Source organism: Micromonospora sp. 15K316 (assembly GCF_004348525.1).
Classification (GTDB): domain Bacteria; phylum Actinomycetota; class Actinomycetes; order Mycobacteriales; family Micromonosporaceae; genus Micromonospora.
The window spans coordinates 1-11,505 of record NZ_SMKG01000193.1 but is presented as its reverse complement, the minus strand read 5'-3'; the positions used below and the strand labels follow the sequence as shown (position 1 = coordinate 11,505).

General features: G+C 72.1%; 11 protein-coding genes. 5 read left to right on the top strand and 6 right to left on the bottom strand.

Going from position 1 to position 11,505, the window contains the following annotated elements:
- Nucleotides 1-521 precede the first annotated feature (521 nt).
- The 3 genes from serC (at nucleotide 522) to E1211_RS25610 (ending at nucleotide 4,036) form a co-directional block, all read left to right on the top strand.
- On the top strand, nucleotides 522-1,649 hold the full coding sequence (gene serC / locus E1211_RS25620) for a phosphoserine transaminase (protein WP_132351707.1): 1,128 nt from the start codon (nucleotides 522-524) through the stop codon (nucleotides 1,647-1,649).
- Between the two features lie 183 nt (nucleotides 1,650-1,832).
- Nucleotides 1,833-2,909, top strand: a complete 1,077-nt coding sequence (sepH, locus tag E1211_RS25615) for a septation protein SepH (RefSeq protein WP_132351705.1) — start codon at nucleotides 1,833-1,835, stop codon at nucleotides 2,907-2,909.
- A gap of 128 nt (nucleotides 2,910-3,037) precedes the next feature.
- Nucleotides 3,038-4,036 carry an alpha/beta fold hydrolase gene (locus E1211_RS25610; RefSeq protein WP_132351703.1) on the top strand — a complete coding sequence of 333 codons (999 nt, stop codon included), beginning with the start codon at nucleotides 3,038-3,040 and terminating at the stop codon, nucleotides 4,034-4,036.
- Between the two features lie 22 nt (nucleotides 4,037-4,058).
- Here the strand turns inward: E1211_RS25610 and thpR are convergent, their stop codons facing one another.
- From thpR to E1211_RS25585, 5 genes are all read right to left on the bottom strand, one after another.
- The gene (gene thpR, locus E1211_RS25605; protein WP_132351701.1) at nucleotides 4,059-4,637 is read right to left on the bottom strand and encodes an RNA 2',3'-cyclic phosphodiesterase; all 579 of its coding nucleotides are present in this window, start codon (nucleotides 4,635-4,637) and stop codon (nucleotides 4,059-4,061) included.
- Nucleotides 4,638-4,650: 13 nt separating this feature from the next.
- On the bottom strand, nucleotides 4,651-5,163 hold the full coding sequence (locus E1211_RS25600; RefSeq protein WP_132351699.1) for a hypothetical protein: 513 nt from the start codon (nucleotides 5,161-5,163) through the stop codon (nucleotides 4,651-4,653).
- Between the two features lie 138 nt (nucleotides 5,164-5,301).
- Nucleotides 5,302-6,585 carry an MFS transporter gene (locus E1211_RS25595; RefSeq protein ID WP_132351697.1) on the bottom strand — a complete coding sequence of 428 codons (1,284 nt, stop codon included), beginning with the start codon at nucleotides 6,583-6,585 and terminating at the stop codon, nucleotides 5,302-5,304.
- Nucleotides 6,586-6,660: 75 nt separating this feature from the next.
- Complete coding sequence (locus E1211_RS25590; protein WP_207915511.1) at nucleotides 6,661-7,110, bottom strand: MarR family winged helix-turn-helix transcriptional regulator; 450 nt, start codon at nucleotides 7,108-7,110, stop codon at nucleotides 6,661-6,663.
- Between the two features lie 120 nt (nucleotides 7,111-7,230).
- Nucleotides 7,231-8,709, bottom strand: coding sequence for an NCS2 family permease (locus E1211_RS25585; RefSeq protein ID WP_132351695.1), 1,479 nt, complete (start codon nucleotides 8,707-8,709; stop codon nucleotides 7,231-7,233).
- 87 nt (nucleotides 8,710-8,796) lie between these two features.
- Between E1211_RS25585 and E1211_RS25580 the strand changes: the two genes are divergently transcribed.
- Nucleotides 8,797-9,048, top strand: coding sequence for a DUF2530 domain-containing protein (locus tag E1211_RS25580; RefSeq protein ID WP_132351693.1), 252 nt, complete (start codon nucleotides 8,797-8,799; stop codon nucleotides 9,046-9,048).
- A 13-nt stretch (nucleotides 9,049-9,061) separates the two neighbouring features.
- Here E1211_RS25580 and E1211_RS25575 read toward each other — a convergent pair whose 3' ends face one another.
- The gene (locus tag E1211_RS25575) at nucleotides 9,062-9,901 is read right to left on the bottom strand and encodes a DUF3027 domain-containing protein (protein ID WP_132351691.1); all 840 of its coding nucleotides are present in this window, start codon (nucleotides 9,899-9,901) and stop codon (nucleotides 9,062-9,064) included.
- 86 nt (nucleotides 9,902-9,987) lie between these two features.
- On the opposite strand from E1211_RS25575, the gene E1211_RS25570 reads away from it, so the two are divergent.
- The coding region (locus E1211_RS25570; RefSeq protein ID WP_132351689.1) for an MFS transporter at nucleotides 9,988-11,505 on the top strand (1,518 nt) is incomplete at its 3' end.

Below are 11,505 nucleotides of genomic sequence, written 5' to 3'. Positions count from 1 at the left end.
GGCCGGCCCCGATCCTTCGACGGGCCCCCGTCGCTCCACCCCTCGCTGACGTTCAGTGAGCCACGGGCACACCCGGCAGACACCGCTGCGCCTCCTGTGCCCTGCACCCCGATAAGCGCCAGCCTCTCTCCGTGTCGGCCCGGTCCGGAGCGCAAGTCGGTGATCGATAAGGAACCGCAGGTCGACCGAGTGGTGCGTCGAGGGGTGCGGAGCAAAGGGCCCGAAGGCACGTGCCGGGCGGACGAAGGCGCAGTTACCGTACGCATTCGCCGTCGCCGGCTACGAGCCGTGAGGCGTGCAGATCCGGGCCGCCACCCCGCCGGACGACAGCTGTGGCGTACGCCTCAGTCCCGGGGGCGGGACCAGAACTCGGCCGCTCTCCCGGGGATGGGAGGATGTGACTTCGGCAGTGCCGCCGGACCGGGCTCGGATCCCGGCCACCGCGCGCCTCCGCGCCCGCCGCCGCTCCGCGCCCGCCACGCTGACCGGGCCCCGGCCCACGCGGAAGGATCTTGAGAACCGTGGCTGACGCACCGACCATCCGGATTCCCGACGAGATCAAGCCCGCCGACGGGCGGTTCGGCTGCGGACCGTCCAAGGTCCGCCCGGCGGCGGTCTCCGCCCTCGGTGAGGTGGCCACCAGCTACCTCGGCACCTCCCACCGGCAGAAGACGGTCCGCGACCAGGTGGCCCGGCTGCGCAGCGGCATCGCCCAGTTCTTCTCCCTGCCCGCCGGCTACGAGGTGGTCATCGGGAACGGCGGCACGACGGCCTTCTGGGAGGTCGCCACCTTCGGCCTCGTCCGCGACCGGGCCCAGTTCGCCAGCTTCGGCGAGTTCGGCGCCAAGTTCGCCAAGGCGGTCAAGGACGCGCCCTTCCTCGGCGAGCCGACCATCCGCAAGTCGGACGCGGGCACCGCGCCGAACCTGGTCGCCGAGGCGGGTGTCGACGTCTACGCCACCCCGCAGAACGAGACCTCGACCGGGGTGGCGGTGCCGATCTCCCGGGTGTCCGGGGCCGACGCGGGCTCGCTGCTGCTGGTCGACGCCACCTCCGGCGCGGGCGGCCTCGACGTGGACGTCGCGGAGACCGACGTCTACTACTTCGCGCCGCAAAAGTGCTTCGGCTCCGACGGCGGGCTCTGGCTCGCCCTCATGTCGCCCGCCGCGCTGGAGCGGGCCGCCGAGGTCAAGGCGTCCGGCCGTTACATCCCGGCCTTCCTCGACCTGGTCACCGCCATCGACAACTCGCGGCTCGAACAGACCTACAACACCCCCGCGCTGGCCACCATCTTCCTGGCCGCGGAGCAGACCGACTGGATGAACGAGCAGGGCGGCCTGGCCTGGGCCGCCAAGCGCACGGCCGAGAGCGCGTCCATCGTGTACGGCTGGGCCGAGCGCTCGGCGGTGGCCACGCCGTTCGTCACCGACCCGGCGCTGCGCTCCAACGTGGTCGCCACCATCGACTTCGCCGACGGGGTGGACGCGGGCGCGATCGCCAAGGCCCTGCGCGCCAACGGCATCGTGGACACCGAGCCGTACCGCAAGCTGGGCCGCAACCAGCTGCGGGTCGCGCTCTTCCCGGCGATCGAGCCGGCCGACGTCGAGGCGCTCACCGCGTCGATCGACTACGTGATCGAGCGTCTCTGACCCAGATGACGGTAAGTGGTCGGCGCCCGGCGCGGCGGCCACCCACCGTGATCATCGCCGCAGCTCATCCACGACATGCGGGTGTCGCATCCCCCACCTCAGGGCAGATGAGCGTACGGTGGTGCGAGACGCCCGGGTGGCTGACTCGTGGCGTGGGCCAACGAAGCGGGACGGAGGCAACGCATGCGCCCAGTACGCTTCGTCGCCCTTTCCGAGGACGGCCAGGCTCTGGTGCTCGCCGACGAGGTCGGGCGGCTGCTCGCGCTGCCCATCGACGAGCGGGTGAGTTCGGCGATGCACGCCGAACCGGGTGCCCCGCCGCTCGCGGTCGCCGCCACGACCGCCGATCCGGTCCCGTCCCTGTCCCCGCGCGACATCCAGGCCCGCATCCGCTCCGGTGAGTCCGCCGAGGACGTCGCCCGGATCGCCGGCGTGCCGGTCGACCGGGTGCTGCGCTACGCCGGCCCGGTGCTCCAGGAGCGGGCGATGCTCGCCCAGCACGCTCGGCGTACCCGGCTCAAGGGAGCCGACAAGCCGACCCCCCTCGCCGAGGTGGTCAACGGCCGGCTGGCCCAGCACGGCATCGACACCGAGAAGATCTCCTGGGACGCCTACCGGCGCGACGACGGCACCTGGCGGATCATCGCCACCTGGCCGTCCGGCAAGGCGACCGCGCAGGCGATCTGGGTCCTCGACAAGACCCGGCAGGCGGTCACCCCGCACGACGACATGGCGCAGTATCTCTGCGCCGAACGACCCACGCCGATCCTCGGTCAGGAGCCGCCGGAGCGGGGCGGGCACGCCCTGCCCGGGCCGACCCGGAGCGAGCCGAGTCGGGGCGGGCACGGCCTACCGGCCCCCGCCGAGCACCCCCGCACCGGTCGGGACCCGATCCGGGCCGGTCGGGACGCCCTGCTCGCGTCCCTCGACCGGCCGCTGGGCGGGTCGTCCGGCCGCGGCCTGGAGCCGCGTACGCCCGCGGCGCTCGCCGGGTCCGACGGGCCCCGGCAGCGGGCCGTCGCGGGCGGTGCCGCCGCGCTGCTCGGCGGCGGGCCCGGCTCCGCCTTCGACGACGACTCGGACGCGCCCAAGGAGGTGCCGGCCGTTCCGTCGCTCGCGGTGCTGCGGCCCCGCCGGACCGGAGCGGCGGCCGCCGCGGGCGGCGAGTCCACCGACAGTTCAGGCAAGCCGCGCAAGCGTCTGCCGAGTTGGGACGACGTCCTCTTCGGCAGCGGCCCGGCAGCCCGCGAGTCCTCCTAGCGCGCCTCCGGTGGGTGGCGGATCCGCCACCCACCGGCCGAAGGAGAGTCAGGCCACAGTGGATCGCCCGAACCGCGGGCGATCCAGCCGCGTGTCCACGTCGTCCCCTCACGTGGAAGGCGCGCATCTTGAGCCTCGAACTGGCACAGCAGAACACTCCTGCCCGGCGAACCGTAGCCGGCCGGATCGGTATCACCCTCGGTGCGCTGCTCGCGCTTGTCGTCCTGGCGGTGACAGTCCTCTACGCCTGGCCTCTCGGTGGGAGCGAGCTCCAGCGAGCCACCCCGAAGGCCTTCACCTTCGACGCCGCCACCAGCGCGGCCGAGCAGGTCGTGGCGGCCGAGGCGGCGGACCCGGCGGTACGCCCGGAGTGCCGCAGCGTGGTGATGTCACACGGCACCAAGACGGCCAAGGCGGTCCTGCTGCTGCACGGTTACACCGACTGCCCCAAGCAGTACGCGAGCCTCGCGAAGCGCTACTTCGACGAGGGCTACAACGTCTGGGTGCCCCGGGCGCCCCGGCACGGGGTCACCGACGAGCTGGCGCACGCGAAACTCGAGGCCGGCGAGTTGGTGAGCTACGCCAACGACTCGTTGAACCTGGTCACCGGGCTCGGCGACGAGGTGGGCGTGGTCGGCATCTCCGGTGGCGGGGTGCTGGCGACCTGGCTGGCGGGCCGGCGACCCGACGCGGTGCGTCACCTCCTGGTGCTGTCGCCCTTCTACAAGCCGAACAGCGCCCAGGCACCGGGTTTCGTGGTCAAGCCGACGATCGTGCTCTTCGGGTTCCACCTCCTTCCCGACAAGATCAATTCGGCTGGCTTCTCGTTCGCCGCCCTCTCCCAGTACCTGCGCATCGCGCGCAACTTCGACCTGGACCGGCGGAACCCGCGCCTGATGAGCGTCGCCGTCGTGACGTCGGCGAACGACGACTTCATCGATCGCCAGGAGGCGGTCGGCGTCGCCCGGCGTATCGCCACGTCGAGCGACCGCACGCTCGCCGTGCACGAGCTGCCGAAGGAACTGGGTGTCGGGCACGACATCGTCGACCCCGAAGCGTTGGGCGGCAACGCCGACGAGCTCGACAGCATCTACGTCGACCTCTACGAGGGCACCCGCAAGGACTGAGACCGGTACGCCGGGCCCGGGATCACAGCGGCCAGGCGGCGATCCGTTCGTACCGTGGCCGGGGGCCGGGGTAGCTGCGCGTCAGCACCAACTCGGTCGCCGGCCACTCCGGCCCCTGGTAGCCGTCCAGGGCGGCCCGGTCCGCCTCGACGTCCGCGTCGTCCACCCGGTCACCGGGCCGGGCGATGGTCAGGTGCGGACGGAAGGGCCTCTCGTCGTGTGGCAGGCGCGCGCCGCGCAACCGGGAACGGATCAGCCGGGCCAGGGTGGCGAGCGCCTCGACCTCACCCCGTACGTCCACCCAGAGGATCGTGAACCGGTTCTCTCCGAACCGGCCACCCCCGCCCAGCCGCAGCCGTGGCGTGGCGTCCCGGGACTCGCGGAACCACTGGGCGGCGAGCCCGAGGGCACTCTCCACCTCGACCAGGCGGGCCTCCTCGACGTCACCGAGGAAGGCGAGCGTGAGGTGGGCGTGCGCCGGATCGGCGAGCCGTACGTTGGTGCCGGCGGCGGACGCCGCCGCGATCCGGAGTCGGGCGACCTGAGCGGTCAGGTCGGCGACCACGTCCGCCGGCGGGTTGACCGCGACGAAGAGCCTCAACCGGCGGACGTCCTCACCGGTGCTGCTGGCGGCGGCCGGCGCCCCGCGCGGCGGGCAGGCGCAGACCGGCGGCGTGCAGCAGCCCCTCCACCCGCACCCGCTCGATCTCCTGGTCGACGCCGTCGAGCTCGCTCAGGTGCTCGGTGATGTCGAGAGCGCGGCAGGCCAGGCGCAGCCGGTCGTCGTACGCCTGGAGCACCGCGCCGTGCCAGACCATCGACCTGCCGTTCCCACCGAGCCGCTGGCCGCCCAGCCGGCGCAGGTCGTTGGCGAGCTGCTCCAGCGGGCGGCGGTCCTCCCGGTCGAACTCGGAGAGGTCGATGTCGCGGGTCAGCGCGTCGGCCTCGACGGCCCGGTCCAGCCGGGCGATGACGCGCCGTTCCCGTCGGCGCTCACGCCACTCCGCCCAGCCACAGGCCACCCGGTCGATGATCTCGTCGGCGCAGAAGAGCAGGGCGATCATCGCAGGCAGGCTCGCCACGGCGACGAACGCCAGGGCGAGCAGCAGTGCGCGTCCGACCTCCACGCATCGACGCTAAGCTCCGCCATCCCGCTCCGCCACCGGAATGGCGGCATCCGCGCCATCCGCGCATCAGGACGCTTCGGTTGGCCAGGTGCGAAGGAGCCCCTGCGCCGGATTCCGGCGACAGGGGCCCCTCGCGGCTCAGCTCTCCGTCTGCGTCACGTAGAAGCGGGGCATCGGCAGCACCCGGAACCGGAGCCGGGCGCCGGAGCGGCGTAGCTGCCAGGCCAGCGCGAGCAGCGCGGTGACCAGCGAGATCAGTGCGCCGATCCAGATGGCGGCCCCGGCGCCGAAGGTCTCCGCGACCCAACCGATCACCGGCGCGCCGACCGGGTTGGTGCCGAGGAAGACCAGCACCCAGAGGGCCATCACCCGGCCGCGGAAGGCGGCGTCCACCCCGAGCTGCACCCGTTGGTTGGCGGCCTGGGCGAAGAAGACCATGAAGAAGCCGGTCGGCACCAGCAGGGCGGTCACCAGCCAGTACGCCTGGGCGAGACCGACCAGCGTGCCGAAGCTCGCGCACGCGATGGCGGCGCCGAGCACCAACCAGACGGAGGGCCGGCTGCGCCGTCCGGTGCCGGCGAGCGCCCCACCGAGCGCGCCGACCGCCAGCGCGGTGGTGAAGAGGCCGAACGAGGCGGCGCCGGTGTGGAACACGGTCTTGGCCAGCGCCGCCAGGGTGAGCTGGAAGTTGAACAACGACATGCCGATGACCGACATGACGACCATCGGGAGCAGCAGGTCGGAGCGGTGCCAGACGTACCGCAGCCCGTCGATCACCCGGGCCTCGGCGCGTTCGTCGCGCGGGGGCAGGGCGTCCCGGTAGAGCTCGGACGTACGCATCCGCACCACGTTCACCAGCGGCGCGATCGAGCTGACCGCGGTGATGAGGAAGACCGGGCCGACGTCGAAGAGGGCGATGGCGACGCCGGCGATGGCCGGGCCGATGATCCGCGCGGAGTTGAACACGGCGGCGTTGAGCGAGAGGGCGTTCGGCAGCAGCGACACTCCGACCAGCTCGGAGACGAAGGACTGCCGGACGGGAGTCTCGACCGCGTTGGCGACGCCGAGCAGGAGGGCGAACGCGAAGACGTGCCAGAGCTGGGCCAGGCCGGTGAGGACCAGCACGCTCATGCCGAGCGCCAGCACGGTCCAGAAGGTGTTGGCGACGAAGAGCAGGACGCGCTTGTCGTACCGGTCGGCGAGGCGGCCGGAGAGGAGGGTCAGCAGGAGCACCGGGGTGAACTGGAGGGCCGTGACCACGCCGAGCGCGGTCGCGGAGTTCCCCGAGAGGTCGAGGACGAGCCAGTCCTGGGCGATGTACATCATCCAGACGCCGAGCAGTTTGATCAGCTGTCCGGTGGCGAAGAGCCGGTAGTTGCGAACCGTTAGGGACTGGAACATGGTGCTCAGCCGGGCCTGCACTCTGTGTTGCGCCTCCTCGAGTCGTACGCGTCATCCACGGCGGACGGCGCGGACCCGGCGGTACGGGCGCGTGAGTCAGGCGCGTGCGATCTGCTGGAGTAGCTCGGCAGCTCTCCGCAGCGTCTCCCGGTCGACCTCGCTCAGCTCGGCCAGCTGGTTGGCCAGCCACTCGTTACGAGCACGCTCGAACTGGTCGAGCACCGCCCGGCCTCCCTCGGTCGGCGCGAGGATGACCTGGCGTCCGTCGGTCGGATGGGGGGTGCGCTGCACGAGGCCGCGTTCCTCCAACTTCGCGACGATCCGGGTCATCGTCGGCGGTTGCACCCGCTCGACGTCGGCCAGTTCCCGTGGCGTCAGCGCGCCCGCCAACCCGAGGCTGGTGAGTGCGCTGAGCTGGGTGATCGTCAGGTCGCCGACTGGCCGGGCCTGTCGGACCCGCCGGTTGAGTCGGGTGATCGCATCACGCAACTGGGGAGCCAGCTGCGCCGGTGGCACGCGCTTCGCCGTCACCGTCCGCTCCGTCACGATAGTTAGCTTAACTAATGAGCATGGCTAACGACATCTGATATGACCAGGCTCACGAGGACTTCACCGGTCCCGGGGCCGGCTCTCCGCTTCTCCGGACGACCGGCCCCGGGACGAGCGTCACAGCACCAGGGACTCGATCGGCCCGCGCAGGAAGTAGAGGACGAAGAGCGCGGCCACCCCGTACATCAGCGGGTGCACCTCCCGCGCCTTCCCCCGGGCCGCCTTCAGCACCACGTAGGTGATCACGCCGGCCCCGATCCCGTTGGAGATCGAGTACGTGAAGGGCATCAGCACGATGGTGAGGAACGCCGGGATCGCGATCTCGTAGTCGGCCCAGTCGATGGTCCGCACCGCGGTCATCATCAGGAAGCCCACCACCACCAGGGCGGTCGAGGCCGCCTCGAACGGCACGACCACCACCAGCGGCGCCAGGAACATGGCCAGCAGGAAGAGCCCGCCGGTGACCAGGTTGGCCACGCCGGTCCGAGCGCCCTCCGCCACACCGGCGGCGCTCTCGATGTACGAGGTGTTGCTGGAGGTGCTCGCCGCGCCGCCCGCCGCCGCGGCGATCGAGTCGACCAGCAGGATCTCCTTGGTCCGCGGCGGGGTGCCCCGCTCGTCGAGCATCCCGCCCTCCTGGCCGACCGCGACCATCGTGCCCATCGTGTCGAAGAAGTCGGTGATCAGCAGCGTGAAGACGAACATCAGCACGACCAGCCAGCCGGCCCGGCTCCACGAGTCGAGCACGTTGAAGTGGCCGAGCAGCGACAGGTCCGGCAGATCCACGATGGTCTTCGGCAGCTCCGGAACGTTGAGCGACCAACCCTTCGGGTTGGGCTTGCCGTCGACCACGGACGGCCCGACGTTCGCGATCGCCTCGACGATGATCGCCAGCACCGTCGAACCGAGGATGCCGATCAGGATCGCGCCCCGGACCCGACGTACCACCAGCACCAGCGTCAGCAGCAGCCCGACCACGAAGACGAGCAGCGGCCAGCTGACCAGCTTGCCGCCGATCCCCAACCCCACCGGCACCGTCGTGTTGGCCACGTCCGGCACCCGACGGACGAAGCCCGCGTCGACCAGCCCGATGATGGTCAGGAAGAGCCCGATACCGACGCCGATCGCCGTCTTGAGCTGGGTCGGCACCGCGCGGAAAACGGCGGTACGCAGGCCGGTCAGCACCAGCACCGCGATGATCACACCCTCGATCAGCACGAGGCCCATGGCGTCGGCCCAGGTCATCTCCGGGGCGATCTCGAACGCGACCAGCGCGTTGACGCCGAGGCCGGCGGCGAGCGCCAACGGGAACCGGCCGACCACCCCCATCAGGATGGTCATCACGCCGGCGACCAGGGCGGTCGCGGCGGCGATCGCCGGGATCGCGAGCTTCTTGCCGTCACCGTCGGCGGCGCTGCCGAGGATCAGGGGATTGAGCACCACGATGTAGGCCATCGTGAAAAAGGTCGCCAGCCCGCCGCGGACCTCCCGGCTCACCGTCGAGCCTCGGGCGGAGATCTCGAAATACCGGTCGAATCCGTTGCGCGGCGAATCGGGATCGGGTGGTGTGCCGTTGTTAGGGGGCGGTACTGCCATCACGTCCTCGCAGGTGATCTTCGGTCGTCGCGCGCATCGTCCCAGATCAGTGGCCTGGCAGGGAAGTTGATCGCGTACGCTTGCCGGGTGCCGAACCAGCAGCCGCCGCGGCCCGAGCCGCTCGACCCGCCGATGGTGCCGTTCGCCCTCGCCGGGATGGCCGGCTGGGCGGTAGCCGGTCTGGTGCTACTGCTCTTCTTCCGCGGCTGGCTGACCGAGCACGGGCACGAGAACTGGCTCTGGATCTGCCTGGCCGGATTCCTCTGGGGCATCCCCGGTCTCGCCGTGATGCTGCGCCACGACGCGAACCGTCGCCGCCGTCGCGCCACCCCCCGCTGACCGGGGCGTCCGCTCAGGAGTGGCCGTACGGCTCCGCCGGCTCGGCCCCCTCGACCGACCCGGGCGCGCGGCTGACCGAGACGGCCTCCACCGCGCTGTCGTCGTAGACGGTCGGCATCTCGTCGACGGACGTCTCGGCCGCCTCGATGAGCGTCTCCGAGTGCGCGCCGCAGCCGTGGTCGACGCTCACCACCCGGCCGTCGTCCGGCGCGTAGAAGTTGCCGCAGGCGCCGAAGGCCTGCCGGAGCTGGCCGGCGAGCGGCAGGTAGAAGCCGCAGGTGCCGCAGCGGGCGGCCGCCGGGGCTGCCGTGGAGATCGGCGCGGCGGGGCCGTGGTCGCCGTCGTACCAGCGCTGGGCGGCCTCGGCGCGCCCCTCGCGGGAGAACACCCGGGCCCGGCCCTGACCGAGCTCCCAGGCCGTCTCCTCGACCGCCGGGTCGTCGGAGAGCAGGTAACCGGGGGCGAGCCGTTCATCGTCCGGCGGGGTGGGCAGCAGGTCACCCGGGCCCAGGTCGCCCGGCTTGAGCCGCTCCTGCCATGGCAGCCAACCGGGTGCGAGCAGCGCGTCCGTGCCGGGCAGCAGGACGGTCTCGCAGATCGTCACGTTGCGGCTGCGCGGCACCCGGGTGACGGTGACCGCCCAGCGCCAGCCGCGGTAGCCGGCCAGCCGGCACTCGAAGTAGTGCGTGACGAGCCGTTCGCCCTCGGCGACGACCTGCAGATGCTCACCGACGTCGGAGGCGTCCACCTCGGTGATGCCGGCGCGGGCCACCTCGACGGCGGCGGCGCAGACCTGGTCGAGACGGGCGGCACGGGTGGAGGCGGGCCTGGTCACCCGACCATTGTTCCCCATGCTTACGTCACCGGCGACGGGGACTCCCCGACCGTTCTGCTCAACTGGTGCGGCACGCCCCGATCGGATGGGCGAGGATGGTGCACATGCCGCCGTCATCCCGCCCTGAGCGGTCCGTCCTCGGGCGGACCGTCGGCACCGGCATCCGCTTCGCCCGGCTGATGCTGCGCGGTTCGATCGGCAGCGGACGCTGGGTGACCCGACGGGCCGGTCGGGCCCGGGCCCGGGGCGCGGGTGGCGAGGCCGGCATGGTCCGCCTCTTCGACCTGCACGCGCTCTCCTGCGCCGGTGACACCCTGATCGCCATCGGCCTGGCGGGCACGATCTTCTTCAACGTCCCGCTGGGCGAGGCCCGCAGCAAGGTGGCGCTCTACCTGCTGATCACCATGGTGCCGTTCGCCATGCTCGCGCCGGTGGTCGGCCCGCTGCTCGACCACTTCCGCCACGGTCGCCGGTACGCCCTGGCCACCACCATGCTCGGCCGCGCCTTCCTCGCCTGGTTGATCAGCGACTACATCCACGGTTTCGGGCTCTATCCGGCGGCCTTCGGGGTGCTGGCGCTGTCCCGGGCGTACGGGGTCGCACGTTCGGCGGCGGTGCCGAGGCTGCTTCCGGAGGGGCTGGGCCTGTCCCAGGTCGGGGCGCGGGCCAGCGTCTACGGCACGGTGGCCGGCGGCCTGGTCGCGCCGATCGGACTGGCCGCGTTCTGGTTCGGGCCGCAGTGGCCGCTGCGGGTGGCGTCGGTGATCTTCCTGATCGGCATGGTGATCTCGCTGCGGCTGCCGCCGAAGGCCGACTCGGAGCCGCCGGAGCGGGTACCGCGCCCGCTGCGGGCGTTGTTCAGCCGTCGCCTGCCCGGGGACCGCCCGCTCGGTCGGGGGAGGCCGGCGGGTCGGCTGGTGATCGCCACCCTGATCGGGGCGGCCACGCTGCGCGCGGTCTACGGCTTCCTGCTGCTCTTCCTCGCCTTCGCCATCAAGAAGGGCGACCTCACGACGGCCGCGTTCGGCCGCGATCTCACCGACGAGGCGGCGCTCGGTCTGGTCGGCGGGGCGCTGGTCGTGGGGACCTTTCTGGCCACCGCGATCGGCACCCGGCTGCGCATCCACCGGCCGGCGGCCATCCAGTCCAGCAGCATGATCATCGTGGCCGGTGTCGCGGTGCTCGCCGTGGTGAAGTTCTCGCTCCCCATGGTCGCCCTCTTCTGCCTGGTCGCCTCGCTGTTCAGCGGCATCGCCAAGCTCGCCGTCGACGCGTCGATCCAGGAACGCATCCCGGAGCGGCTCCGGGCCAGCTCCTTCGCCCACTCCGAGACGGTGCTGATGCTCGCGTTCGTCGTCGGTGGCGGGCTCGGGCTGGTCCCCTTCGACGGTCGGATCGGCATCGCGGTCGCCGGCGCGGTGGGCGTGGTGGCGGCGATCCGGGGCGTCCTGGTCGCGGCCCGACTCCGCGGCGAACGCCTGGTCGGCCGCCCGCTCGGCGACGACGAGTTGGCCGAGACGGAGGAGCGCACGGAGGGGCCGACGGAGGAGGCCGACGACCCGCGCCCCACCTCACCCGCGCCGGCGCCCCGGGAGACCGCCGGGTACGAGCCAGGTCCCGCC